General features: G+C 38.9%; 23 protein-coding genes. 9 read left to right on the top strand and 14 right to left on the bottom strand.

What is annotated here, in order from left to right; translation table 11 throughout:
* Positions 1-10: 10 nt before the first annotated feature.
* The 7 genes from K0A91_RS01690 to K0A91_RS01660 all read right to left on the bottom strand — a co-directional run bounded on the left by K0A91_RS01690 (position 11) and on the right by K0A91_RS01660 (position 12,165).
* Complete coding sequence (locus tag K0A91_RS01690) at positions 11-1,249, bottom strand: pitrilysin family protein (protein ID WP_295007516.1); 1,239 nt, start codon at positions 1,247-1,249, stop codon at positions 11-13.
* 45 nt (positions 1,250-1,294) lie between these two features.
* Positions 1,295-2,344, bottom strand: coding sequence for a dehypoxanthine futalosine cyclase (locus K0A91_RS01685; RefSeq protein ID WP_295007515.1), 1,050 nt, complete (start codon positions 2,342-2,344; stop codon positions 1,295-1,297).
* Between the two features lie 90 nt (positions 2,345-2,434).
* A complete protein-coding gene (locus tag K0A91_RS01680; RefSeq protein ID WP_295007513.1) occupies positions 2,435-4,366 on the bottom strand; it encodes an SEC-C metal-binding domain-containing protein in 1,932 nt (643 codons plus the stop codon).
* Positions 4,367-4,590: 224 nt separating this feature from the next.
* Positions 4,591-5,895, bottom strand: a complete 1,305-nt coding sequence (locus tag K0A91_RS01675) for a TolC family protein (RefSeq protein WP_295007511.1) — start codon at positions 5,893-5,895, stop codon at positions 4,591-4,593.
* The gene (locus K0A91_RS01670; RefSeq protein WP_295007509.1) at positions 5,892-6,983 is read right to left on the bottom strand and encodes an efflux RND transporter periplasmic adaptor subunit; all 1,092 of its coding nucleotides are present in this window, start codon (positions 6,981-6,983) and stop codon (positions 5,892-5,894) included. The genes K0A91_RS01675 and K0A91_RS01670 overlap by 4 nt, the downstream gene beginning before the upstream one ends.
* A gap of 1 nt (position 6,984) precedes the next feature.
* Positions 6,985-10,095 (bottom strand): efflux RND transporter permease subunit, encoded by a 3,111-nt coding sequence (locus K0A91_RS01665; RefSeq protein WP_295007507.1) that lies wholly within the window; start codon positions 10,093-10,095, stop codon positions 6,985-6,987.
* Between the two features lie 63 nt (positions 10,096-10,158).
* Entirely contained in the window at positions 10,159-12,165 is a 2,007-nt protein-coding gene (locus K0A91_RS01660; protein WP_295007504.1) for a thioredoxin domain-containing protein, read from the bottom strand.
* 79 nt (positions 12,166-12,244) lie between these two features.
* Between K0A91_RS01660 and K0A91_RS01655 the strand changes: the two genes are divergently transcribed.
* The 3 genes from K0A91_RS01655 to K0A91_RS10990 are packed head-to-tail and all read left to right on the top strand — an operon-like array spanning position 12,245 to position 14,538.
* Complete coding sequence (locus K0A91_RS01655; RefSeq protein WP_295007502.1) at positions 12,245-12,901, top strand: response regulator transcription factor; 657 nt, start codon at positions 12,245-12,247, stop codon at positions 12,899-12,901.
* Positions 12,894-14,405, top strand: a complete 1,512-nt coding sequence (locus K0A91_RS01650; protein ID WP_295007500.1) for a HAMP domain-containing sensor histidine kinase — start codon at positions 12,894-12,896, stop codon at positions 14,403-14,405. The genes K0A91_RS01655 and K0A91_RS01650 overlap by 8 nt, the downstream gene beginning before the upstream one ends.
* Complete coding sequence (locus K0A91_RS10990; RefSeq protein ID WP_366511614.1) at positions 14,389-14,538, top strand: ATP-binding protein; 150 nt, start codon at positions 14,389-14,391, stop codon at positions 14,536-14,538. Before K0A91_RS01650 ends, K0A91_RS10990 begins: the two co-directional genes overlap by 17 nt.
* Positions 14,539-14,761: 223 nt before the next feature.
* Here K0A91_RS10990 and nusB read toward each other — a convergent pair whose 3' ends face one another.
* From nusB to K0A91_RS01630, 4 genes are all read right to left on the bottom strand, one after another.
* Entirely contained in the window at positions 14,762-15,160 is a 399-nt protein-coding gene (nusB, locus tag K0A91_RS01645; RefSeq protein ID WP_295007498.1) for a transcription antitermination factor NusB, read from the bottom strand.
* A gap of 132 nt (positions 15,161-15,292) precedes the next feature.
* A complete protein-coding gene (gene ribH / locus K0A91_RS01640; RefSeq protein WP_295007497.1) occupies positions 15,293-15,757 on the bottom strand; it encodes a 6,7-dimethyl-8-ribityllumazine synthase in 465 nt (154 codons plus the stop codon).
* A 1-nt stretch (position 15,758) separates the two neighbouring features.
* Entirely contained in the window at positions 15,759-16,550 is a 792-nt protein-coding gene (gene kdsA / locus K0A91_RS01635; protein WP_295007495.1) for a 3-deoxy-8-phosphooctulonate synthase, read from the bottom strand.
* Between the two features lie 197 nt (positions 16,551-16,747).
* Entirely contained in the window at positions 16,748-17,635 is an 888-nt protein-coding gene (locus tag K0A91_RS01630; RefSeq protein WP_295007493.1) for a DMT family transporter, read from the bottom strand.
* A 69-nt stretch (positions 17,636-17,704) separates the two neighbouring features.
* Between K0A91_RS01630 and K0A91_RS01625 the strand changes: the two genes are divergently transcribed.
* From K0A91_RS01625 to K0A91_RS01615, 3 genes are all read left to right on the top strand, one after another.
* A complete protein-coding gene (locus K0A91_RS01625; RefSeq protein WP_295007491.1) occupies positions 17,705-18,757 on the top strand; it encodes a hypothetical protein in 1,053 nt (350 codons plus the stop codon).
* Between the two features lie 74 nt (positions 18,758-18,831).
* A complete protein-coding gene (locus K0A91_RS01620) occupies positions 18,832-19,623 on the top strand; it encodes a DUF3108 domain-containing protein (protein WP_295007489.1) in 792 nt (263 codons plus the stop codon).
* Positions 19,624-19,661: 38 nt separating this feature from the next.
* Positions 19,662-20,414, top strand: a complete 753-nt coding sequence (locus K0A91_RS01615) for a DnaJ domain-containing protein (RefSeq protein WP_295007487.1) — start codon at positions 19,662-19,664, stop codon at positions 20,412-20,414.
* An 18-nt stretch (positions 20,415-20,432) separates the two neighbouring features.
* Here the strand turns inward: K0A91_RS01615 and K0A91_RS01610 are convergent, their stop codons facing one another.
* Complete coding sequence (locus K0A91_RS01610) at positions 20,433-20,876, bottom strand: phosphoribosyltransferase family protein (RefSeq protein WP_295007486.1); 444 nt, start codon at positions 20,874-20,876, stop codon at positions 20,433-20,435.
* A 61-nt stretch (positions 20,877-20,937) separates the two neighbouring features.
* On the opposite strand from K0A91_RS01610, the gene K0A91_RS01605 reads away from it, so the two are divergent.
* From K0A91_RS01605 to der, 3 genes are all read left to right on the top strand, one after another.
* Positions 20,938-21,918, top strand: coding sequence for a hypothetical protein (locus tag K0A91_RS01605; protein ID WP_295007484.1), 981 nt, complete (start codon positions 20,938-20,940; stop codon positions 21,916-21,918).
* Between the two features lie 86 nt (positions 21,919-22,004).
* Positions 22,005-22,583, top strand: coding sequence for an LPP20 family lipoprotein (locus tag K0A91_RS01600; RefSeq protein WP_295007482.1), 579 nt, complete (start codon positions 22,005-22,007; stop codon positions 22,581-22,583).
* 123 nt (positions 22,584-22,706) lie between these two features.
* The gene (gene der, locus K0A91_RS01595; protein ID WP_295007480.1) at positions 22,707-24,194 is read left to right on the top strand and encodes a ribosome biogenesis GTPase Der; all 1,488 of its coding nucleotides are present in this window, start codon (positions 22,707-22,709) and stop codon (positions 24,192-24,194) included.
* A gap of 141 nt (positions 24,195-24,335) precedes the next feature.
* Here the strand turns inward: der and hemJ are convergent, their stop codons facing one another.
* Both hemJ and raiA read right to left on the bottom strand, forming a co-directional pair.
* The gene (gene hemJ / locus K0A91_RS01590) at positions 24,336-24,758 is read right to left on the bottom strand and encodes a protoporphyrinogen oxidase HemJ (RefSeq protein ID WP_295007479.1); all 423 of its coding nucleotides are present in this window, start codon (positions 24,756-24,758) and stop codon (positions 24,336-24,338) included.
* Positions 24,759-24,761: 3 nt separating this feature from the next.
* A complete protein-coding gene (gene raiA, locus K0A91_RS01585) occupies positions 24,762-25,091 on the bottom strand; it encodes a ribosome-associated translation inhibitor RaiA (protein WP_295007477.1) in 330 nt (109 codons plus the stop codon).
* Positions 25,092-25,151: the final 60 nt, after the last annotated feature.

The raw sequence follows: 25,151 nt of genomic DNA, 5'->3' as shown, positions 1-25,151 counted from the left end.
TTTGCAATATTTACTTGGTAACTATCGCAAAACTCATATCTAAAATCTCTGTATGCGCTTTTATAAACTCGTTTAAATCACCTAATTTTAACTCTTTGACCAGTTCTAGCTCCTTAAGTGAATGCCCCAACTCATGGCCGTTATAGTACTCCATAAAAGTTCTGTTTAGTCTCTGGCTCATCGTCTCAACTCTTAGAGGCTCGCTTCCGAGCATAAACTTTTTAGTCTGCTCAAGCTCATCTTTTGTTACTCCCTTTTTTACAAACTCAGCCACAACCTCTTTGACTGTTTTTTTAGCCTCTTCCAAAGAGTCAAGCTTTGTTTGCAGATAACCGTTCATATATGAGCTTGATTTAGTTACATCAACCTTTGCATACGCCGAATATGCAAGACCTTTCTTAACCCTAATCTCCTCCATAAGTCTTGAACCAAAACCGCTGCTTCCTAGGATAAAAGTAGCTACTTTTGCTTTATAGTAATCTTTTGAATCAACACTTATGTCGTAAGGTGAGCCGAAATATATATATGCCTGTTCGGTCTCTTTTATAACTATCTTCTCTTTTGGCTCTTTTGAAACAGGATAGTTTTTTATCTCGCCGTTTTGGCCAAGAGGCATTGCTTTTATAATTTTTGCGACTTTAGCCTTTACATCCTCGGCTTCAATATCTCCGCCGACTACTACTATGAGTTTTGCCGTTACGATATTCTCTTTTATAAACTTCTTCACATCCTCTAAAGTGATGCTTTTTACGCTCTGCACCGTTCCCGAAGCTGGATTTGCCAGTACGCTGCCATCAAAAAGAAGCGCTTTTAACTCATTTGAAGCGATATAGTCAAAGTCGTTCTCTTTGCGTGCAAGCGAGCCTAGAGTAGTAGTTCTGACCTTCTCTATTGCATCTTCGGTAAGATTTGGCTCTTTTAATAACATGTTAAAATATTTAAGCCCCTCGTCAAGCTCCTCTTTTAAACATCCCATCTCTATAACAAAGGTCTCTTTTCCTGTTGAAGCGGATATATGAATAGCCTTGCTCTCAAGCTCCTCGGCAAATGCGCTTGAGCCGAGTTTCTTAGTCCCCTCATTCATCACTTTTGCACTGAATTTTGCCAAGCCAGCTTTTGTAGTGTCTGTTATAGTTCCGCTGTTTCTAAATACAAACTGCATTGTTACCAAGGGCAATCTTTTGTCCTGTTCGATAATTACAGTTATATTTGTATCTTTAACTTTTATCTCTTCTATTGTTGCTGCCATTATTATATTTCCTAAAGCGAGTAATATTAAAACTATTTTCTTCATCTATGCAAATTTCTCTAAAATCTCATACGCCGTATTTCGCACCGCAGGTATCTCTCCTATATCTTTTATGAGGTGTACCATCTCGCTCTTTGCCATTTTGTAGGCTGCACCCGCAGAGCTTACGACATTTTCTTCCATCATAGTAGAACCTAAATCGTTTGCTCCAAATCTAAGAGCCATCTGCCCGATATATGGACCCTGTGTTACCCATGAACTTTGGATATTTGGCACATTATCAAGATAGAGTCTCGCAACTGCAAGAAGTCTTAGGTAACGGTTTGACGAAGGTTTCTCCATGTCTGGAATAAGCCTCAACAACTCCGTATTTTGCCCTTGAAAACTCCACATGATAAATGCTCTAAAACCGTGTGTTTCGTCCTGAAGTTTTCTTATCATATCAAAATGTTCTACGATATCTTCGTCGCTCTCAATAGTTCCATACATCATAGTAGCCGTCGACATAATGCCGAGTTTATGAGCCTTTCTATGAATATCAACCCAGACTTCGCTGTCAATTTTTTTTGGAGCGATGATGTCACGAACTTTGTCGGAGAGTATCTCAGCCCCTGCCCCCGGGATAGAAGCCAATCCTTTTGCATGCAGCCTCTCTAAAACCTCTTCCACGCTAATGCGCGAGACTTTAGCTATAAAATCTATTTCGATTGAACTAAAGCCGTGAATGGTAATTGTGGGGTATTTGGTATGGATATGCCCAACCAAATCCTCATACCACTCTATTTTGAGTTTTGGATGCACACCGCCTTGAAAAAGTATCTGCGTACCGCCGATTTCAAGCAGCTCATCAATCTTTGCGTCTATCTCATCAAACGTCAAAACGTAAGCATCCGCATCTTTTTCATGTCTGTAAAATGCACAAAACTTGCAGTCCACCCAGCAGATGTTAGTATAGTTGATATTTCTATCCACCACAAAAGTGGTGATATTGTCTGGGTGCAGCTCTTTTTTGCGAGCCGTCGCCATACGCCCGAGCTCTTTTAAGTCTGCATTTCGTATGAGATGAAGCGCCTCTTCTTTTGTCAATCTTTTCATTTCCAACCGTTTCTCTTTTTAATGATTGGATTTTACCCTTTTTTTAAAAACAAAGCGATAAAGAACAAAACCAAGCACAAAAATTACAACTCACCCGTTTCCATCAAGAAGTTTCGCTAATCTTTTTGAATCAAAATAATCAGTATCAAAAGGTTCTATGCCATACTCTTCTAACATATCTCTGCCCTCATCTGTCGGGTTTTCAATAGCTTGCACTATCTCATTATAAGCATATATCCCGCCACAATCCTCAAAAGGTGCAGCCCTTTTTCCGCTGATAAATTTTGGATGCAATAGCTCTTCATCGCTTATAATAATTTTTTCCAAAACTATATTATGCACCCAATCATCTCCAAAATCATACACATAAAGCATCTTCTCTTTTTCATTTTTGAGAACATGTTCTATACTAAATTTTTGTGCCGGAAACTCTTTTTTATCTGAAAACAATGCTTGTGAAGAAACCTCTTCTTCATCCAAATAGTTTCCATTTTCCGTAACAAACTCCCACAAATGTGACTCATACCAACCAAAAAGAGTTTGAATAACAGTATGAAGTCCGTAAAAGCTTAAACTTGCCGGTACTTGTACTTTTCTCCAGATATTTGGCTTTGAGCCTTTTATGTTGATTTTGAGCTGATAAATTTTATGTTTAATCTCATTTTTTGATAGAACAAGCTGTATGTTCTGGGAACTTTCTTCATAACTTTTTTGAAGCATTTGTTTCATATTGTCACCTATCTGCATATTGTAGAGTGCGTAAATCCCATCTGCTATAATTCTGCCTTTATAAAACAGAAGTGTAGTTTCAAAAAGCTGATACGGTTCAATCATTATACCAAGAGGATCATACAAAGAGTGTACAAAATAGCTTATCTCGCTTTGTGTATCAAAAAGCACCGCACTTCCGTCTCCAAAAATTGAGGAGATGTAAAACTTTGAAAACTTATAAGAAAGGCTCATCTGCTCTATAATCTCTTTATCTTTTTTCGATGCTCTTGTTGATTGAAATTCGTCGCTTAGTTTTTGAAAATTAATAGCAATAAAGCCCCTCGCATTACTTGCTAAATTTGAATCAATCACATCTTCATCAAGAGTAAATCTTCCATACTCATCTTTAATATATGATTTTTGATATTTCAAATCATACATTTGGGAGTAAATTTTCGATGCAAATTCAAAAAACTTTGTCCAAGTATTGTAAAACTCTCCCATCTCTTTTTCACTAAGAGATTCTCGGGCATTTAAGGGTTTTTCGGTAACGGTTATGGCATCTGACTTTCGCTCATTTTTATTGAGACAGCATTTTTTATATTTTCTCCCACTCCCACAGGGGCATGGGTCATTTCTACCTACATTGTAAAAAGAGTTCTTAGTAGATTGATTCTCTTTTGTTTGATTTTGCTCTAAAAATTGATTTTTTCTTTGCTCATTAAGAGCTAACAAAAATACAAATATGGGAGTTGCTAGTTCTGTCATCTGTTTTTGAGTTGTGATGCTTTTATCTTCTTCCAATTCATGAGTAATGCCGATTAATGAGTAAAACAGAAAAGCCAACCCTTCACTTCCAAAAATTTTTGTAGCTTTTGCCATACTTTGGGCAGGGTCTTCATTTTCTGCAATACTAAACGCAAACTCTTCAAAAACTTCATCATAAACCATGTCTACAAAGTCGACAATAAACTTTTTTTGCTCTTGAATCGGCATACTTTTTAAAAGATAAGTCACAAGGTTTTCTATTCGCATAGCAAACTTCTCTTCATCTTCTATCATAAACATAGCAGAAGTATAATTGATAAATTTATTGTGAAAATCAAAGTATGTCTTTAAGAACATATTAGCTTTTTCAATAGATTCAAACTCTTGTTCTGCCGTTATCCTGTTGATAAGCGGTTGCATATTTGTGTCAGCTTGTTTTTTTATAAGACCAAGAAGTATAAAACCAACTTCGCCTAAGGCATTGAGCCTATTTTTACTCATTTTTTTAAGATATTTATCAAACTTTTCTATCTCATTTTTCATAGCACAATCCTCATTTATACTTGTGTGTGATAATAGCAAAAAAATTTGAAAACTCAATTAAATCAGCGGTTATTGAAGAGACTCAATATCTTTTTTCACTTTTTCAAACTCTGCATCGTAGCTAAAACAGCTTGATATGCTTCAAAAAGAGTGCTTATCAAAAAAGAGTAATCTTCAAGCAAAGCTTTTTGCACAGGTTTTACATTTGGAATACTTTAGGGAAGCTAAAGCGTCTCGCCTTTTGCTACTTTTAAAGCAAACTGAGCTTTGTTGTAATCACTGATCGCCCTTAAGTGATTAAGCTGTGCTTGCAAATAAAACTGCTGTACCTGAAACACTTCAAATGGCTTTGCTGTTCCAAGTTTCTGGCGTTCTATACTTTGGCTCAATGCCTCTTCTGTCATATTTAATGCCTCTTTCGAGAGAATTATTTTCTCTTTTCCCAACTCTATATCTTGGGTAGCATTGGTAACCTCTTCGTTGATCTGTGCTTTCATTTGTTGCAGTTTTACCCGCTCTGTCTGGATTTTCGCATTGTATCTCTCCTCGTTTGAACGATAAAGAAGCTCTCCCAGCGGTATATTCCATAACAAAGAGACATTCAAAGCCTGTGTCGGGTAGAGCTGTTTTGAGCCTTGGTTTGGTACTACAGGTGTCACATCACCGCTCAAACCTCCAAAATAGGATGCATAGGTATCAATGCTTAACTCAGGCATCCAAAGACCCTTGGTAATACTCTTTTTTTGTTCTTGTAATGAGAGAATCGAGGTGTCTATGGCTTTGGTTTCCGCCCTATCATCGTCTCCACCGGATCCTGCTTGAAAATCCAAAGGAAGCAGAAAGTTTTCGGCACTAGAGAGCTTGACGCTGCTTTGAAGGTTGAGAAGGCGTACCAACTCTGCCGATTTACGCCCATAGTCGGATTGCGCGTTCATCATCTCCAGTTTCAGATGTGCATGATTACCTTTAGCCAACAGTAGCTCTGACTGATAGCGCAGACCCGCCTCCACCTGAAGCCCTATCTGCTGCATAAGCAGATCGGATTGCTCTGCCAAATTTTTGTATGCGCCGTATTTCAACTGCTCAAACGCCATATCATAGTAAGCATTTACACATGAAAGAAGTACCCTGTTTTTTTCGGCATCGCTCTCATAAGAGTACGCCTTTGCACTTAATTGTGCCGCCTTGGTTTTATAGATGCCCTCGGCAAAGTCAAGCCGCATCCTTACCCCTACTCCGCCCCAGAGATTGTCGCTGTCGACATCGGTATAAAAATTGCCGTTGCCGTTCATTGCGGCTCCCCATAACTGCTGGGTTTTTACCCCTGCATAAATATTTGGCAGCCACCACTCTTTGGTTTTTTCCAAATCCCTCAATGCCTCTTCCTGCTTTGATTGGAACTCTTTGATGGTGAGATTATTTGCACCGCCCAATTGCAAAACGCTCTGCAAGTCAACAGAGACCGTCTCGGCAGCATAAAGCAGCGCACTAAAAAGAGCACTAACAAGAACATATCTCATGGTTTTCATAGCGGTCGCTCCTTTTTGTTTGTCAAAGATTTGGCATCAACCGATGCGCCATCAGAGCAGAACTCTTTTCCCTGAACGACAACCGCATCCTCAGCATCTATGTCGCCGTTTAGAATTTCTGTAAACTTGTTGTCTCGGATTCCTGTTTTGACGACTACTTTTCTAACCTTTTGGTTCTCAACCACGTAAACAAAGGACTCCCCCTTTATATTGCCGAGTGCTTCGTTTAAGACAGAGAGTGTATCTTTATGCCCGTTGATTGAGATGTTGACTTTGGCGTACATTCCCGGACGTATCGTAAACTCTTTGTTTGAAATATCGATTTGCACCTTCATGGTTTTGGTAGCCTCATCCAAGCCAAAAGAGGTACGGGAGACCTTCGCGCTGAAATCTTGATTTGGCAATTCGGGAAAAACAATATTTGCAATCATCCCTTTATATATGAGCGGTGCGTCGCTCTCGGGAACATCGACATTTAAACGAATCGGATCAATATCTTGAATCTCAAACAATGCGGCACTGTTTGCGTTGTTCAGTGCATTTTGAATGATAGCCCCTTTGTCGACAAAACGCTGAGTTATCACTCCCGAAAAAGGGGCTTTTACGCTCAGATAAGCAATCTGTACCGCTACGGCGCTCAGCTCTGCTTTAAGGCTTTCAAACTCAGCCTTGGCATTTTCTACATCAAAAATACTGGTAAGTTGCGGCGTTTTTTCATAAACATTTCTAAGTCTCTCATAGAGTGCTTTTTTACCGTTAAACTCCGCCTGTAGCTTTGCTCTTTGGCTAAGCAGTTCCGGGTTGTCCAATACGGCAACAACATCTCCCCCACGGACAAAATCTCCGATATCAACGGTTGTCTGTTTGAGATACCCGTCACTCATGGCAAATATTTTAACCTGCTGATTTGGTTTTGCACTCCCTGCAATTGATATAGAGGCATCAAACTCATGTTTTTGAGGATTGGCGACAAGAACCGTAGGCACTCTTTTTTCTTCTGTCTTCACGACCTCTTTTTGAGCAGCATCGTTTGTACATCCACTGAAAAATAGAATAGTAATGGTTAAAAATGTTATAAGTGAACTCATGTTAATTTCCTTGAGAATTAGATTTTTTATGAAATAAAAAGAACAATATAGGCACAATAAACAGCGATAAAACCGTTGCAGCTGCAACTCCGCCTATGATGGCGCGAGCCAACGGAACATTGGCTTCTCCGCCCGTTTCGTACCCAAGCGCCATGGGCACCATAGCCAAGATGGCAACCGTTGCCGTCATAATAATAGGGCGGAAGCGGTTCGCAACCCCCTCTTTAATTGCTTCGTGCAGATTTTTGCCTTCATTGTAAAGATTGTTCATTTTATCAACGAGCAGATTGCTATAGGCAACGGTAATTCCCACCATCATAATGATCCCCATCATAGATTGTATATTAAGATAAGTATCTGTTGCCAAGAGCATTGCAACAACACCGATAAGTCCCAAAGGGATAACTGCGATAATAATTAGCGGTAGAGTAAATGAGCGCAGCAGCGGAACAATAACCAGATAGACAAGAAAAACAGCAAGCACCAAACCTAAACCCAGGTTACTAAAGCTCTCCTTCATGCTTTGTATCTCCCCTTTTATCTCTACTTTATACCCATCAGGAATCTCTTTGCGCAACTCTTGGAGCTCCTGCTCTACTTCGGTTGCAACTGAGCCGATGTCTCTTCCCTCAACATTAGCATACACATCTGTAACGCGTTGCAAATCGAGATGATTAATCTCAATAGGAGCCGATGTAAGAGATGTCGTTGCAATATTTTTAAGCTGTGTTATTTTTCCGTTTGTTCCCATCATGGTAATGTTCTCAACAGATTTTGGGTCATCTAACTCTATTTCAGGGTAAGTAACTCCGACATAATAGTGATTACCGTTTTTTTCATCTATCCAAAACGATGGCTTAAAATTGACCGAGGAGTTGAGAGCTGAAACTGTATTTTTAACAACCTCGTCTGCATTTATTCCCAACATTGCCGCTTTTGTTCTGTCAATGTCGACTTTAATTTCCGGATGGTCATAACGCTGATGGATACGAACATCCTCAGTGCCTCGTATGTTTTGAACAATTTCACGCACTCTTACTGCAATCTCATGAGCCTTATGCAAATCATTGCCTATTATTTGTATATCAATCGGCGATGGAAGTCCAAAGTTAAGTGCACTCGTTATAATCCCGCCTGTGTTAAAAATAAATCCGACTCCGGGGAACTCCTCTTTAAGTTTTACACGCAGACGCTTCACGTACTCCACGGTTTTGGTCGCATGATGCTCTTTGAGTTGTACTGATATAGTACTGTCTTGCGTTCCTGAGTTAGAGGTGTATGCTGCGGGCCAGTCATTGAGGACTCCCATGTTTGAGACAATCAGATTTACATCATCGCCTATCTCTTTTTTAATAAAATTCTCAATGCTTGTTATAGTCTTCTCCGTACTCTCAAGCCTTGTTCCGCTTTCCATACGTACATCCATAGAGATTTGACCTACATCCATTTGCGGAAATAACTCTCGTCCGATTTTTTGAAATCCAAATAAAGAAAGGAGAAACAGTGCTAAAACCATGCCTAAAATCAGCCATCGCATTTTAAGTACACCGTCCATGGTTTGGACATAGCCATGAGTGAGGGCTTCAAACCCTTTTTCAAAAGCACCCAGAAAACCTTTTGGCTTCTTCTTTTCGTCGAAACCTTTAAAAAAAGCAGCCGCCATGATGGGAACAAGCGTCATTGAAAAAAATCGAGAACCGATCATCACTAGTGAAACAGTGATTGCCAAGGGAGCGAATAAGAACTTGGAGATACCGGTCAAAAAGAGAATCGGGAAGAAAACAATGATAATAGTCAAAGTTGTCACCAGTACAGGAAGAGCAACCTCTTTGGCTCCGTCATACGCCGCTTGAGCCGATGTTTTGCCCAATTTTAGATGTTTGTCGATATTTTCCAGTACAACAATACTGTCATCCACCAGCAATCCGATAACCAAAGCGATACCGCCCAGCGTGATAGAATTGATAGTGTCGCCCGTAAAATAGAGTCCGATAAAGGCAAACATTACCGAGAGCGGAATACTAAGTGCAACAATAAAGGTAGAGCGTATATTTCCTAAAAAAAGAAGCAGCGCCGCTGAGACTAACATTAGCCCAATAATGCCCTCTTTGATAAGTCCGTCAATCGAATTGCGTACATAGCTTGACTGATCAAGGATGACATCAAGATTTATGGATGCAGGCAGACGCTCTTTAAGATCGGAGAGCTTGTCTTTAACCGCATTTACGGATGCAATAGTGTTCGCACCCGTACGCTTGTAAATAGGAATGTAAACTTGCCGATTGCCGTTGATATGAACAACATTGGTTTGAATAGCGCTGGAATCTTTGGCGTAACCGATATCTTTGAGAAATATAGGTGCGCCGTTTGAGCCTATTTTGATAACCATGTCGTTAAAATCATCCACCTTGGGCAGCATTCCATTGGCATTAACACTATAGTTGATATTTCCAATATTTACATCGCCCGTGGGTATCATGACATTGTTTTTTTGCAAGGCGTTTAAAACATCGCTTTGAGAGAGATTGTATGCCTGTAATTTTTGGGGATAGACATACATAAAAATTCGGCGAAGTTTTCCTCCATACACGGCAGGAGCGATAATTCCATCAACAGAACCTAGCAAATTTCGCAATTGAAAATAGGCAACATCATAAAGCTCTTTCTCGCTCATGCTCTCACTGCTAACCGCTAGCAGCGCCAGAGGAGTTGAAGCCGTCGGATCATAAGGCATAACCATCGGAGGAACGGTTCCGGGCGGAAGATAGTACAAGTCCGACATTGCCAATGAAGTAACCTGCGAAAGGGCTGTATTTGGGTCTGTGTTTTCGCTAAAGAAATCTTTAACAATGCTAACCCCAATCATACTTTTGCTTTCTTGTTTTACAATCCCGTTTGACTGGCCGGTCCAGCGCTCAAGACGACTTGTTATGTCTTTTTCCATTACTTCAGCAGGCATTCCAGGATAAAGCGTTAAGACCTGAACCGCGGGGGTATTGTAGCTTGGTAAAATATCCACGGGAAGCCGCGCTGTGACAATAACGCTAATAACTGCGATAAGCAGTGACAAAACAACAATAAGATGTTTGTTTTTAAAAGCTAAATCTAGCATAATTATTCCTTTAACTATTATAGTTAAGCAATAGTACATGTCTAAAGTGCCTACAAAGTGCTTTTACCTCTTTAAGAGAGACTCAATATCTTTTTTCACTTTTTCAAACTCTGCACCGTAACTAAAACAGCTGTTTATCTTGCATGCCAGATACTCATCTGCATCATAAACATACCTGTAAACAAAGGGGTACTTTATGTCGTTTGCATCAAAACTATCCAAATTACTCTTTGTTGATTTTATAAAGATGGGCTCATATTCAAACATAAGAGATGCTAGCGTGGCGGTCGGATAACTTGAGGGGTTTGCGTTTATCGATTTTGCAAAATTATCTACTATCTCTTTTGCCATCGCAAACTTTTTCATATCAGCCAAAACGGTGGCGTAATTTAAAAGGTTGATACTTTGCTGTGCCAACGCACTTGCGTAGGCTCTTTCGCTTATGTCTGCGTATGTTACAAAGCCGTCGTTTGACTCCAACCATCTGCCCTCTCTATAAAAGAGTGTTATACTTTTTTCAGCAATCTCTTTGTAGAGCTCAAAATATCTCTGCTCCAAAGTCGCCTGATACACCTCAAAAAGAGCGCTTGTCAAAAAAGCATAATCCTCAAGCAGAGCCTTTTGCGTAGGTTTTACATTTGGAACACTCTGATGATAAAGTTCACTATCTACATACATCTTTTCAAGCAGCGCATCAAGAGATTTTTTTGCTTGCATGACGTACTTTTTATCCGCTATTGCGGCTTTAAACTTCCCTTTGATGTAGAGTGCGTTCCAAGCGGTGTTTATCTTATTGGCCACAAAAGCATACTCTCTTGTTTTGCGCATCTCCAAAAGCAGCTCTTTTGCCCTTTGAAGAGCTTTTGGCGCGACATCTGCCGTGATATGCGGATTGCTCAAGTGCCCCTCAAAGTTTCCATCTTCCGTTATTCCCAGATACCCAAGTGCAGCGTTTATCACCGACTCTTTTAAACCTCTTTTTTTGAGATACTCAAACGCTTCGTCGTGCTCATAGACAAAGTAAAATCCTTCCTCATTTTTTCCTTCGCGGTTTTTGCTATCGGCATTGCTTGCGCTCATGTAGACGCCGCCGATTTGAAATCTTTTATCCATTTGGGCGATTGTCTCATCTATGATTTTTTTATAGAGCGGGTTTTTAGTATGTTTGTATGCCAAAGAGTAGGCTTCAAGAAGTTCTCCGTTTGTGTAGAGCATCTTCTCAAAATGGGGAATCTGCCACTTCTCATCGACCGTATATCTGTAAAAACCGCCCTCTATCTGATCGTAAATCCCGCCTTTTGCCATAGCGTCCAACGCGCTAAGCGACATGTCAAGACTCTCTTTGTTTTTTGTTATCTCGTAAAGTTTCAGAAGCAGTATGATTTTTGAAGCCTCGGGAAATTTCGGTCGATTTGAAAAACCGCTGTTATTAAAGTCGTAATATGATTTAAAGTCGCTGATAGTTTTGTTTGCAAGACCTGACATAAGCTGGGCTTTGTGATTTGAAAACTTTTGGCTCTGCTCAACCGACAAAAGCACTTTTTCGCCCATCTGGGCTAATTTTTGATGAGAGATTGTTGAAACGCTGTTTATAATATCCACTAAACCACGAGAACCGTAACCTGCGGACAAAGGAACATAAGTTCCGCTAAAAAAGGGCTTTTTATCAGCCGTCATCATAATCGTCAAAGGCCAGCCGCCGCCTCTGGAGTTCATAGTTGCATAGACCTTTTGATAAAAACTGTCTATATGCGGAAGCTCCTCTCTGTCCACTTTTATGCTTATAAAATATTTGTTGAGCAGTTTTGCGAAATGCTCATTTTCAAAACTCTCATGCGCCATCACATGACACCAGTGACATGTAGAGTAGCCGATAGAGAGAAAGATAAGTTTGTTCTCTTTTTTTGCCCTAAGAAATGCCTCTTCGCCCCAAGGTTGCCAATCGACTGGGTTGTCCTTATGCTGTAAAAGGTATGGCGATGTCTCTTTAGCCAAGCTGTTTGAAGCTGTTGCCGACTCCCTAAAGAGAACAAAAAAAGATAAAAAGAAAATAAGTGTTATAATTTTCATAAATTACTCCTGCATTTGAGATTACATTATAATGATAATAGACAAAAGTGCCGCTAAAGTGCTGAGAGATTAGGTAAAGATGAAAATACTGCTTTTAGAAGACGACGAATTTATCTGCAAAGAGATACAAAACTATTTTGAGTTAAATGACCATCAGGTTGACTATTTTCATGATGGGGAAGCGCTTTTAGATAACGCTCTCTTGCAAAACTACGACATATTTTTGCTCGACATTAACACGCCTAAAAAAAACGGTTTTGAGACGCTTAGAGAGATTCGCAAAGAAAACATAATGACTCCCGCAATCTACATAACTGCCCAAAGTGATATAGAACATGTCAAAAGAGGGTATGATTTAGGGTGCAGCGACTATGTAAGAAAGCCTTTTTTGCTTGAAGAGTTGGAGCTTAGAATCAGTCAGATTCTTTATCAAGATACGGCGAAAAACAGTGTAAAAATCAGCGAGAATTATCATTTTAATCTTAGCACTATGGGGCTTTTTTACAAAGATGAAGTAGTTGATTTAACCGGACATGAAAAAAAACTTCTTTATATTTTAAGTAAAAACATCAACCAAATTATAACCACCGATATTTTAAAAGATTACATTTGGGACAACAAAGAGGTGCAGGACAACACACTAAGAACGCAGATAAAAAAGTTGCGCGCTAAACTGCAAGAAAACTTCATACTCAATGTAAGAAATGCAGGGTACAAGATAAGCAGCTATGAATAAACTAAAATTTGGTATCAAGCTTTTTTTCTCCTACATCATCTTTACGCTTATCCTAATCCTCTCTATCGCCGTTGTGCATCTCTATTTTTCAAAAGAGCAGCAAACACAGCAGTTTTTAAAAGAGGCAAAGCTTCAAAGCGGTGAGAAAAAAGAGAAGTTTGATGCACATATAAAGATGAAAAAAGATGCGCTACTCGCCGTTTCGCAAAATGAGCAGTTTTTAGATTTTACGTTTAAAGCAAAAGAGAACTATTTTGTAGATCTGCTCTTTTTAACGCTTATGGAAGCGAACAAAGATTACATGCAGATGCGTTATATAGATAAAAATGGTTTGGAGCTTTTGAGGTTTGAGAGAGACAGAGAGTCGCAAAAAATCAAAAAAACGCAAAGTCTGCAAGACAAGGCACAGAGAGACTATTTTCAAGAGATCTCCAAAATGGAGCAAAATGAGGTTTTTATCTCAAATATCGACCTCAATGTAGAACATGAAAAGGTTGAAATTCCGCATAAATCAGTGATTCGGTTTGCTACGCCTGTCTACATTAAAGAAAAATTTAAAGGAATTCTGATCATAAATGTTTTTATGGATGCCTTTTTACAAAATATAATAAGCTCCACACTTTATGATATCTCTTTGGTAAACGAAGAGGGCTACTTTATCAAGCACCATGAAAAAGAGCTTGAGTGGACAAAAGCTGACATAAAAGATGAAGCAAAAGAGAAAAAACATCTTTTGCAGCCGCTTTTTGTAGGGGTGCACAAAGTAGATATGCTATTAGTTGAAAATGAAGCAACGCTGCAAAAAACAAAAAACTATAACAATAAAATGATAGGCGTTATCCTTCTTTTTGCCGTCATTATGGCACTTCTCTTTACCGTTATCTTTACAAAAGCACTCAAAAATATATTTGATCTTGTAGCACTTCAAGCCCAAAGACTCGACACACTGCTTCAAAACCAAAGCAAACTTGCAGAACTCGGAGAGATGGTGGCAAACATTGCCCATCAATGGAGGCAACCGCTCACAAGAGTCTCTCTTATACTTCAAAACCTTAAAGCATTTAAAACAAAAGAAAAAATGAGCGATAAGATGTTTAACGACTCCATGCAAAGCGCACTTTCTCAAATAGAGTTTATGTCAAACACCGTCGATAACTTTAGAGATTTTTATAAAAATGATGCAAGTAAAACCGAGTTTTTTATAGAAGATGCACTGCAAAGTGTTTTAAATATCATCGGTGAACCCATAAGACACTCAAACATCAAACTATCCATCAACTCTTCGCAAAAAACTGCTCTCTTTGCAAATAAAAATGAGTTTTCTCAAGTCCTGCTCAATCTCATCGTCAACGCCAAAGACGCTATAGAGGAGAGAGCTGTGCAAGATGGCAAAATCAACATCAACATAAGAGAAGAGAACGGCAGCATCATTATTGAAGTTTGCGACAATGCTCTGGGTATAGAAGATGAACTAAAAGAGAAGATATTTGGACCCCTACTTTAGCACAAAAAAAGACAAGGGAACGGGCATCGGGCTCTATCTGGCAAAAACGATTATTGAGGATAAAATGGGAGGGAAACTAAGTGTAAAAAACTCCCAAGAGGGAGCCGTTTTTACTATTAGACTCTATTTTTGAACGCAATTTGAGCTAAGCCCAAATTTGCTACGCTAGCCGCTTAGGCACTGAAGCTTACCTCTGAGGAGGTAGAATTATTTACTGATGTTACGCACTAAAACGAACTCGTCCGTTTTAGTGGCAGGGACAAATGTCCCTACAACCCCCTAAAGCTACGAAAAGGGTACTTTTCGAGAAAATTAGAGGTATTTACGAACTTTTTTGCAAAAGTGCGTAAGGTCAGTTATTTATCTTTTGAAATTGCGTCAAGAACACCGTTTATAAACTTAGGAGATTGTTCTGTTCCAAATGCTTTTGTTATCTCAACCGCTTCATTTATAACCACCGCAGAGTCTAGTTCGCCGTAAAGTATCTCATAAGTTGCAAGTCTGAGCGTTGCTCTTTCTATAGCTCCAAGTCTCTCAAAATCCCAATCTTTCAGATGTTTAACTATTGCCACGTCAACCGGCTCTATATTTTTCATAACACCCTCATAGAGCGTAAGTGCGAAATCTTTTTGCTTGTTGCGAATCTTCTTCTCTTCTAAAATCTCATCCGTATGCTCTGCAATGTTTCCGTTGCCCAAATCAAATGCGTACAACAGGCTTACAACTGCCATTCTGGCTTGATGTCTAGTGGCCATCATTTTTCCTTATTTTATTTCGTAAAAATGAAGGGTTCCCTTCATTTATTTTATCACGGTATCGGAAGTAATTCCGCTACCTACGCTAACGCTAGGTTTCCTTCGGCAGGAAGCCCGCGACACTAGTGTCTTTTATAAGTTCTCATAAAGGTCTAACATCTCGACAACAACCGTCATCGCTTCAAAACCTTTGTTTCCTGCTTTTGTGCCCGCTCTCTCGATTGCCTGCTCGATTGTGTCGGTTGTCAAAAGCCCGAAGGATACAGGTTTTTGATACTTTAGGCTCATTGTCGCTATCCCTTTTGTTGCCTCGGCCGAAACATAGTCAAAGTGAGGAGTTGCTCCGCGGATAACAGCGCCAAGTGCACAGATTGCGTCATATTTTTTGCTAGCCAGAAGCCGGTCAATTATCATTGGAAGTTCAAATGCTCCCGGAACCAAAACATGTGTCAAATCAGCATCATCTCCGCCATGACGAGCGAATGCATCCTTTGCGCCCTCAACAAGTCTATCAACAATAAAGTGATTCCATCTCGTACTTACTATAGCAATCTTCTTGCCATTTACTACTTTTAATTTGCCTTCGATTAAATTCATTCTATATCTCCCGTATTTTTTTAATTTTATTTATTAGAGCTTCCAGCTCGTCTAATTTTATCATATTTGGTCCGTCACTAAGTGCGATACTTGGGTCAAAGTGCGTCTCAAAAAAGAAACCGTCCACTCCTACTGCTGCCGCTGCACTTGCCAAATAAGGAACCATTGTTCTGTCTCCGCCAGTTTTTCCGCCAAGTGCACCCGGAGCTTGAACGGAGTGCGTTGCATCAAAAATAGTCGGTGCAAACTCTCTCATGATAACAAGTGCGCGCATATCCACGACGATGTTTCCGTAGCCAAATGAGCTTCCTCTCTCACAGAGATAAACTCCGTGTTTTTTTGAAGCCTCATAACTCACCTCATCACAGCCACGGGTTTTAAGCACTTTTGCTATAGAGTAGCGCATATCTGGCGGATTTATAAACTGCCCTTTTTTGATATTTACCTCTTTTGTAGTTTTTGCACATGCAACCAAAAGGTCTGTTTGACGACATAAAAATGCTGGGATTTGAAGCATATCGACAACTTCGGCAACTTGAGCCACCTGATGCGACTCATGTACATCCGTTACAACTTTGTAGCCAAAATCGTTTTTGACTTTTTCTAAAATTCTAAGTCCCTCTTCTATGCCCAATCCGCGAAAACTATCGAGTGATGTACGATTGGCTTTATCAAAAGAGGATTTAAAATAAAAGTCAATGGAACTGTCATTTTGATAAATCTCTAAAGCTTTAGCGATTTTAAAAATATTCTCTTCGCTCTCTATGACGCAAGGTCCGGCGAGTAATTTCATCTGTTTGCCTTTTTAACTGATGTTACGCACCTAAACGAACACGTCCGTTTAGGCGGCAGGGACTAAAGTCCCTACAACCCCCTAAAGCTACGAAAAACTTTGTTTTTCGAGAACTAAAATATATTTTTACACATTTTTATGAAAAAGTGCGCAATGCCAGTTATTAAAAATAGGAAGCGATTATATCATAAGTAAAATCATTTTGCCTTTGCTACCATAATTCCGGCCGCTACTATAAGAGCTATTCCACATGCGGTCACAGCGCTTGGAGGAGCGTCGCCGAGCATTAGCCCGACTAAAATCGCAAATACTATGTTTGTGTAGCTTACGGCACCGACAATTCCTGCTTTCGTCTCGCTGTAAGCCTTTGTCATGTAGTACTGAGAGAGTGTTCCCAAGCTTCCAAGTCCGATGACATAGAACCAGACAACTCCGCTGGGCATAACAAACTCACCCAATATAAAATCAAGTTCTGAGATATAGAAATATTTTGAGAGGATAAAAAGCGCTATTGGACCCACTGTCCCAACAAACGTAAAAGAGAGCACTATCATTCTTGTGTCGTAGTAGTTTTTAAGCTCGCGAATGGAAGTGTATGCAAGCGCGGCACCTACTCCGCTGAAAATTCCCAGTATGTCATACTTTGTAAATCCTATTCCGGATGGCTGAGTTATCAAAAGAATTCCGCAAAAGCCGATTACAATCGCAAACCAAGCGTTTAGCGTGAGCTTCTCATTTAAAAAAAGCCAAGCGAAAATAGCGGTAAAAATGGGCGCTGTTTTTGAAAATGTAACGGCATCTCCAAGGGGAATATGGGCAATATTATAAAAATATGCCAAAAGTGCCAAAAATCCCATCAAGCCCCTGAAAAAAAGCAAAAAAGGTCTTCCGCCTTTTTGCACCATTGGAGTTTTGTAAAGAGCGTAACCTATAAATATTACGCCGAAAATATTTCTGAAAAATACAACTTCAAGCGAGCTCATATGCTCAGAGGCAAGTTTTGCAAATGCGCCCATAATTGCAAATAGAAATGATGCAAAGAGCATATATTTTACGCCGCTGTTTAATTCTCTTATTGGTTTCATAAGCGAAAGTATACCCACCTTTTTTAATTGAAATTGGCTATAATAATTTATATGTGCGTAGGAGGCTCAATGGTGTGGAGGTTAGCAACTCTTTTTTTCTATATAACAATGCTCTTTCTTAACGCAGCCCAAGATGACAATATCTCAGAGCGAACATTTGCTGAATATATTGATGAAAACCAGAAAAATTTCTCAAAAACGGTCACGAACTTATTTGACACTCTTGATAGCGGAATTAGCGGCTGGATAGATGATGATGATGATGAAAATATCACATGTGACGATATTGCAAACAAGCTTAATGAAGATTTTTTTCAAGACCAAGGTTCAATAGACGCATTTTTCAAAAGCGATAAATTTATTGATGATACTGAGGCAAGTTTTCTTCGCATACGCTTAGGCTCTGAATTTCAATCAAAAGAACCAGCTGAATTTAAATACAAAATAAGAGCTCAAATACCGCTTAGCAGAACAAAAAAAAGCTTTCAGATTTTCGTCGGCGATGTTGAAAAAAACTACTTCGATACAACCACCTCTACCGAGGTAAAAGAGAAAAAAACCGAGGTAGGAATCAACTTCTTCGCGCCAGTTTACAAAGATATAAAATCAAAATATTCAATTGGTATCAGCAGTTTCACCCCTTATGCCAAAGCCAGATACTCTAAAGATTTTAGTGCCATCGGGTGGCTTATCCAGCCATCTCAGCAGTTTAAGTACTCTATAAAATCCGAGTGGAGCGAAGAGACAAATATATATTTTGACAAACGTCTTGAAACAAACTCAATTTTTAGAACAACGCTACACAGAAAAACGCAATCACATATAGATGGATTTGATTATTCAGCTGCACTCTCCTACTATCTTACCCTCTCTAAAAAAAAAGGATTTAGCATCTCACAGCAGTTTTGGGGGAACTCAAAATATGTCTGCGAAATAGCACCTGAACCATATAGCGGGATAAGCAACTATGCAACTTTTGCATCTTGGCGCCAAAATATTTTTCGCAAATGGATTACTCTTGAGGTTCAACCCGGAATCAGTTTTCATAGACAGTATGAGTATGAGGCAAACTATGCAGTGAACTTTTATGTTGATTTTTATTTTGGAAAATTAGATAAATAACGCGTCTCTATAATCCTATATTATAATTAAATATATATTTAGGCATAATGCAAAATCTATTAAAAAGGAGTTTTATGAAAATTTTACTTATTCTGCTTCTATTGACAAGCTCTATTTTCGCGCGGGAAGTCTCAATGCGCTACGATGTACATGTTACTATGTTTGGACATGTCGGCTATGCTGATTTTACGCTTAGTGAAAACGGTGATGAGTATGAAGCAAACCTTCTAGCAAAAACAATAGATATAGCAGCAGCACTTTTAAAAAAAAGGGTTGAGACCTTTACTAGCAGAGGCAAAATTATTAACGGCATATATATTCCGTATATTTTTATAAAAACAAAAAATACAACAAGGGAAAATAGGGTGCAGACATACTACTTTGACCATGAAAGCAAGGAGGTCAGACTTGTTGAAGAGAAGACAAAAATCGTAAATAAAACAGGCTTTGATACAAAAAGCTTCCAAATTGTCACGCGAGAAGTAGAAGAGAAATCAAAAAAAGAGGAAACACTTGAAACATTTATAGGCAATGACACACTAAGCGCATATTTAAACAGCAAGTATGGCTGCTCTGATGAAGAAAAAAACCATACTCTTTTAGCAATCGGAGCGAATAACGATAAAAATAACATCTCGTACAGATGTCTTTCGGGGCAAAACAAAGAGGCTGCCCTCTCAAACTTTTCCGGCGGTGTTCAAGATATATATAATCTACATGTAGAACCGCTGGACAAAAATGACAAGATAGTGGATGTTCTCATCGCTTACGATAGTGACGGCTTTTTAAAAGAGGGTCTGCTTGATGAAATATTCTGGATTGGCAAGATGATGGCCATCAGAGTCAGCCACGAAATATCAAACTGATTACGGTTTATAATTTTAAATTCAAAAAAAGGATATAGATGGGAAATATAGTACTATTTACGATTTTAGGGCTCTTTTTTTACTGGATATTTAAGAGCTACTCAAAATATACGGACTACTCAAAAGAGGCGTTTAAAAACTTCTCTATTAGCAAAGAGTCGATTGAGCATAGCGACTTAGGTCTTTTTGTAGCACTCGTTGCAAAAGTTGCTAAAGCCGACGGAAAAGTTGATGCGCTTGAGGCAGAGCTGGTTGGCATCATGTTTGATGATATATCTGCCATATTTCCAGAACCGCAAAAAACAAAAGATATCTTAAAAGAGATATTTAACAAACAAAAAGATAGGTTTGACAACTTAGAAGATATCGCTCGCACTCTTGGCCGTGCTATAAAAAGAGACAGAGCAAAACAGCATCAGTTTATGGGATTTTTAATCCAGCTCTCTTTTGTAGACGGAGAGGTTAGCAAAAGCGAAGAGGAGATTTTAGCGGTAATCGCCGAGGCGTTTGAGTTTGACCCAAATGCTTATCATGCAATATTTGAGCAGTTTGAAAAGATGGTTCACAACATAAAGCCAAAAGTAAATGTGGGCGATGCCTATAAACTCTTAGGCGTAAATGAGAGCGATGATATAGATACCATTAAAAAAGCGTATAGAAAACTAATTAGAGAGTACCATCCGGACATCATAAAATCTCAAGGCAGAGACGATGCTTACATGCAAGAGGCAACCGCAAAAACACAAGAGATAAATCAGGCATACGAGATGATAAAGGCGCACAAAAAATAGCTCTAAAAAAGCGAGAGATTATTTTAAAAAATCTCTCTCCCAAAAAAAATCAATCCACCCCTCAGCTTCATTTATCCAAAAATCAGGTTCATAAATAGATGTTTTTTTATAAAAAAGAGTTGCTGATTTAAACTCAATATCTTTAAACTCTTCATTAAGCGAGTTCATTACCGCGCTAAGAGTGTCGCCGCTGTCTGAGATATCATCCACCACCAACACGCGCTTTATATTTTTAAATTCGCACGCTCCAAAGATAGTGATATTTTCTCTTTTTTTGCTCTTGTCGTAAAGTTCTGTTCTAATACTCTGAACTTGGCGTATCTCTAGACTCTCAGATATTGCATGAGAGAGGGTAAGCCCTCCTCTTGCTACTGCAACTATTGCTTCAAAGTTAGAGTCTCTAACTTTGTCTATCAGAATTTTTGTATCGTTTTTAAAATTTTCATAACTGTAATATTTCATGGCGACATTATACAATCTTAAAACTCTTTTGATAAAATTTCCTATAAACAAGGAGTATTTTATGTATAAAAATATTTTTCTCTCACTATTTATTGTCGCTATTATTGCCGGATGTTCCGCTCCAAAGCCGGAGGTTGCACCAGAGTGGTATACAAATGTGCCGAGTGATTCAAAACTCTACTACGCAGTCGGTGCTTCTGATAGTAAAGATAATTCAACAAAAGCGGCAATTGAGTCGATGGCGGAGAGTTTAGGCGCAAAGGTGGCTGGTAAGTTTAAAGATAAAGAGCATCCTCTGCAGCCTCTCGAGAATGAAACACTTGAAAAAATCTCCAAACATACCCTAGAGATATCAAAAAAACTCTCGCTGCAAAATATAAAATTGGAGAAATCCACAAGATTTAAAGGGAGAGAACTTGTTCTTATCAGTATACCAAGAGCTGAGCTCTTTGAGAAGATAAAACCTATCTCCGATTTGCAGTTTTTACGACTAAGAGAGGCGTATACTCTCCGCAAAACAAGCATAACCATAAAAAAATTTGCCCTACTTGATGAGCTGATGGAGGATTTTCCAAGGGTTGCGGCACTTGTCGGATATAAAAAATTTCTGCTCCACTCATACAACGCAGAGAACGAGTTTAAATTCCTAAAAGAGATAAAAGATGAGTACGACTACCTAAAATCAGCCATAAATATCTATCTCCTCTCCGATGCAAACTCAAGAATTTTTGCACACAATATAAGAGCTGCCATTAAGCAAAAGGGTCTTAGCACAAAGAACTCGCTTGATGACAAGAACTCAGTAAAACTGCTTATAACTTCTGAGACATCCGAAGTACAAAATTACAACTTTTTACAATCAAAATCGCTGATTAAATTTACAACCTTTGATAATGAAAATAAGCAGCTTGCGTTTAGACAACACACGTTTGTCGGGCAGTCGGCTAAAGATTTTCAAGACGCAAAAGAGCATGCTTCTGCGGACATGAAGAGAAAAATAAAAAAGCTCAGCCTATTTGATTTTATAGGGTTTGAGAAATAAAAGCTACTTTAGGGCATCTTTAGTTGGTAAATATTGTTTAAGATGAAAACTGCTACAATGATTTTGGAAAAAAAAGGAGATTAAGAATGATTAAAACCATGTCGTCAATTGCGTTAGCAGCCCTGCTTTTTGTTACGATAACGGGCTGTAGCAAGGAAGTTAAAGTTGGAGAAGATAGACCTGATTTTCAATGTAAACAAGAGAACGTAACAGCTCCTACATGGAGTTGTATACCAACTGTTGAAGACTCTTACGCCGGTGTTGGCATAGCTGAGAAAAGTGCTGCGGGAATGGACCATATGAGAAGAGTAGCTCTAGCAAACGGCCGCTCGGATTTGGCACAGCAGATTCAGTCTCAAGTTAAAGATAAAATCACTATTTACACAGGAACAACGGGCGTTGGAGGCGGCGAGACTGTTGATAAAGCAATCGAGACTGTAACTAAGCAGGTAGCTAAGGTTGACTTGGTCGGTTCAAAAGCTGTTGATATGTGGACCGCTCCATCCGGCGCAATCTATATGTTAGTAACAGTTTCTCAAAACTCTGCAAATGAGCAGATTAAAAACAATATGAAAACAAGTTTCAAAAACGACCAAGCTCTCTGGCAGCAGTTCAAAGCAAAAAATGCACTAGAAGAACTTGAAAAAGATTTTCCTACAGAGTAGGAAATTTTTCCGCTAGCTTATAATCCTCTATAAGCTAGTTTTTTATGAATCTAAAATTCCTCTTATATTTCGGTATAATTCCAAATAAACTACATAAATTTTCTTCACCTAGGCAAAAAAAATATGAAAAAAATCGCAATAATCGGTCGTCCAAATGTTGGCAAAAGCTCACTTTTTAACAGACTTGTCAAAAAAAGAGACGCTATTACATCCGATCTAGCAGGAACAACAAGAGATGTTAAGAGACGAGATGTAGTCATCTTAAACAAAGCCGCACTACTTTTAGACACAGGCGGGCTTGATCAAGGGTGCGAACTTTTTGACAAAATCAAAGAAAAATCACTTGAAGCCGCAAAAAAAGCGGACATCATTCTGTTTATGGTGGATGGGAAAAGCATCCCGGAAGATGGTGACAAAAAACTCTTTTACGAGCTTCAAACTCTAGGTAAAGAGGTAGCGTTAGTCGTTAATAAAATCGATAACGACAAGCTAAAAGATAATCTTTGGGACTTTTACGAGTTTGGAACTGATGCCATATTTGGAATCTCTGTCTCTCACAACAGGAGCGTAAACTCTCTTTTAGAGTGGATTTATGACAGATTGCCCGAAGAAGACATCATCAAAGAAGAGGGTGAAGAGGATGACGTAAACATCGTAGAAGAAGATGATAGCGAATATGACTTTGATAATGATGCTTATAACGAAGAGGAAGAGGATGACAACTTTTTTTATACAGACGAGGATGAAGAGGAAGAGGAGTTTGCAGATGACTCCATTTTTGCGCAAAACGACAAAATCAAAGAGTACAATCCAGAAGATGCAAACCATATAAAAATCTCTATCATCGGACGTACAAATGTCGGTAAAAGCTCACTTCTTAATGCACTTTTAGGCGAAGAACGTTCTGTTGTAAGCAGCGTTGCGGGAACTACAATCGACCCGATTGATGAGAGCATCGAGTACAAAGATAAACAGCTCACTTTCGTTGATACTGCAGGATTAAGAAGACGCGGCAAAATCGTTGGTATCGAGAAATTTGCTCTAATGCGTACAAAAGAGATGCTTGAAAACTCCAACATGGCACTTGTTGTTTTAGATGCGAGCGAGCCGCTTTTGGACCTTGATGAGAAAATTGCAGGTTTAGTTGACAGCAACCGCCTTGCATGTATTATCGTTTTAAACAAATGGGATATTGCAAACAGAGAAGATTATGACAAAATCATCCAAGAGGTCCGTGATAGATTTAAGTTCTTATCATATGCGCCAATCATTACGCTATCTGCAAAATCACACAGACGTGTCGATAAGCTTTTTGATATGATTTTAGAGATAAACGACAACTACACGCAGCATATTAAAACATCCGAACTAAATGTTGTACTGGAGAGAGCGCTTATCCGCCATCAACTTCCAAGTATGCGCGGACAGGTAATTAGAATCTACTATGCGACACAGTATGAGACAAGACCGCCAAAAATCGCTATTATCATGAATAAACCAAGAGGTCTTCACTTTACATACAGAAGATATCTGACAAACAAACTAAGAGAAGCCTTTAACTTTACAGGCTCACCTGTTCTCTTTAAAGCTAAAAAACGCGGAGAGAAGTAAAAAAACTTTTTTACTTTCTAAATTTTTATAACTAATACTCATTCACTTAGGCTTCACGATGGGTACCCCAAATTTTGAATTACAAAATTTGACCCATTTGTTGCAGAATCGTTCACTACGTATAGTTATAAAATTATGTTTTTAAAACGGTTTTATTATAACCAATGCCACAATAGCAAGAAGCAGAATTGTCGGAACTTCGTTGTAAGCTCTGAAAAACTTCCCGCTCTTTTTACACTCATCTTTTAAAAATTTCTCTCTAAAAAACCCAAGTGAAAAAAAGTATCCCATTAAAATAAGAACTAAAACTATTTTAACATGTAGCCAGCCATTGCCGCCAAAACCGATTTCATACGCAAGATATGCACCGCTAATCAGCGTTGCCCACATTGCAGGAAGACCTATATACTTATAAATCTTCATCTCCATAATTTTAACAACTTTTACAAAGCCTTCATTATCGATGTTTTCGGCGTGGTAGACAAAAAGGCGCGGCATGTAAAAAAGAGCCGCGAACCATGAAACCAAAGAGATTATGTGAAACCAGAGCATCCAGCTGTACATAAATTAGTCTATCACAACTTCCATCTCTTTAATAGAAGCCCCGTTATGCGAAATTACTTTGTCATGAAGACGGCGAAGCGCTTTTGTAGCTCTTTCTATCGCCAAGTCAATTGCCGTATCCAAATCATCATCCACTTGATTGATAACCACAGGCTGAGCATGCGCAATATGAATGTCAAACTCTACCAATATACCATTTTTCTCTGTTTTTAAATTAACATGTACCGTAGTGATATCTAGAGAATATTTTTTAAAACTCTCTACCGCTGCTTCAATATGAGCTCTTGTATTTGCGTGAAGTGTTACACCTTTTGCATGAACTTGTAAATTCATAATAAATCCTTTTTTGGGCAGTTTTGACTACCATATTTCATTTAATCATATCGAAATAAA

The sequence above is a fragment of the Sulfurimonas sp. genome, assembly GCF_019429335.1.
In the GTDB taxonomy this organism is placed as follows: domain Bacteria; phylum Campylobacterota; class Campylobacteria; order Campylobacterales; family Sulfurimonadaceae; genus Sulfurimonas.
This window is presented reverse-complemented; position numbering and strand designations above follow the sequence as displayed.

Bases quoted from the DNA above. Each gene is read 5' to 3' on its own strand.
- hemJ (WP_295007479.1), bottom strand. From the start codon at position 24,758: ATGTACAGCTGGATGCTCTGGTTTCACATAATCTCTTTGGTTTCATGG.
- K0A91_RS01675 (WP_295007511.1), bottom strand. From the start codon at position 5,895: ATGAAAACCATGAGATATGTTCTTGTTAGTGCTCTTTTTAGTGCGCTG.
- K0A91_RS01600 (WP_295007482.1), top strand. From the start codon at position 22,005: ATGATTAAAACCATGTCGTCAATTGCGTTAGCAGCCCTGCTTTTTGTT.
- raiA (WP_295007477.1), bottom strand. From the start codon at position 25,091: ATGAATTTACAAGTTCATGCAAAAGGTGTAACACTTCACGCAAATACA.
- K0A91_RS01690 (WP_295007516.1), bottom strand. From the start codon at position 1,249: ATGGCAGCAACAATAGAAGAGATAAAAGTTAAAGATACAAATATAACT.
- K0A91_RS01685 (WP_295007515.1), bottom strand. From the start codon at position 2,344: ATGAAAAGATTGACAAAAGAAGAGGCGCTTCATCTCATACGAAATGCA.
- K0A91_RS01605 (WP_295007484.1), top strand. From the start codon at position 20,938: ATGTATAAAAATATTTTTCTCTCACTATTTATTGTCGCTATTATTGCC.
- ribH (WP_295007497.1), bottom strand. From the start codon at position 15,757: ATGAATTTAATCGAAGGCAAATTAAAAGTAGTAAATGGCAAGAAGATT.
- K0A91_RS01655 (WP_295007502.1), top strand. From the start codon at position 12,245: ATGAAAATACTGCTTTTAGAAGACGACGAATTTATCTGCAAAGAGATA.
- K0A91_RS01665 (WP_295007507.1), bottom strand. From the start codon at position 10,095: ATGCTAGATTTAGCTTTTAAAAACAAACATCTTATTGTTGTTTTGTCA.
- K0A91_RS01670 (WP_295007509.1), bottom strand. From the start codon at position 6,983: ATGAGTTCACTTATAACATTTTTAACCATTACTATTCTATTTTTCAGT.
- K0A91_RS01620 (WP_295007489.1), top strand. From the start codon at position 18,832: ATGAAAATTTTACTTATTCTGCTTCTATTGACAAGCTCTATTTTCGCG.
- nusB (WP_295007498.1), bottom strand. From the start codon at position 15,160: ATGGCCACTAGACATCAAGCCAGAATGGCAGTTGTAAGCCTGTTGTAC.
- K0A91_RS01615 (WP_295007487.1), top strand. From the start codon at position 19,662: ATGGGAAATATAGTACTATTTACGATTTTAGGGCTCTTTTTTTACTGG.
- K0A91_RS01610 (WP_295007486.1), bottom strand. From the start codon at position 20,876: ATGAAATATTACAGTTATGAAAATTTTAAAAACGATACAAAAATTCTG.
- K0A91_RS01660 (WP_295007504.1), bottom strand. From the start codon at position 12,165: ATGAAAATTATAACACTTATTTTCTTTTTATCTTTTTTTGTTCTCTTT.
- K0A91_RS01625 (WP_295007491.1), top strand. From the start codon at position 17,705: ATGGTGTGGAGGTTAGCAACTCTTTTTTTCTATATAACAATGCTCTTT.
- kdsA (WP_295007495.1), bottom strand. From the start codon at position 16,550: ATGAAATTACTCGCCGGACCTTGCGTCATAGAGAGCGAAGAGAATATT.
- K0A91_RS01650 (WP_295007500.1), top strand. From the start codon at position 12,894: ATGAATAAACTAAAATTTGGTATCAAGCTTTTTTTCTCCTACATCATC.
- K0A91_RS01680 (WP_295007513.1), bottom strand. From the start codon at position 4,366: ATGAAAAATGAGATAGAAAAGTTTGATAAATATCTTAAAAAAATGAGT.
- der (WP_295007480.1), top strand. From the start codon at position 22,707: ATGAAAAAAATCGCAATAATCGGTCGTCCAAATGTTGGCAAAAGCTCA.
- K0A91_RS01630 (WP_295007493.1), bottom strand. From the start codon at position 17,635: ATGAAACCAATAAGAGAATTAAACAGCGGCGTAAAATATATGCTCTTT.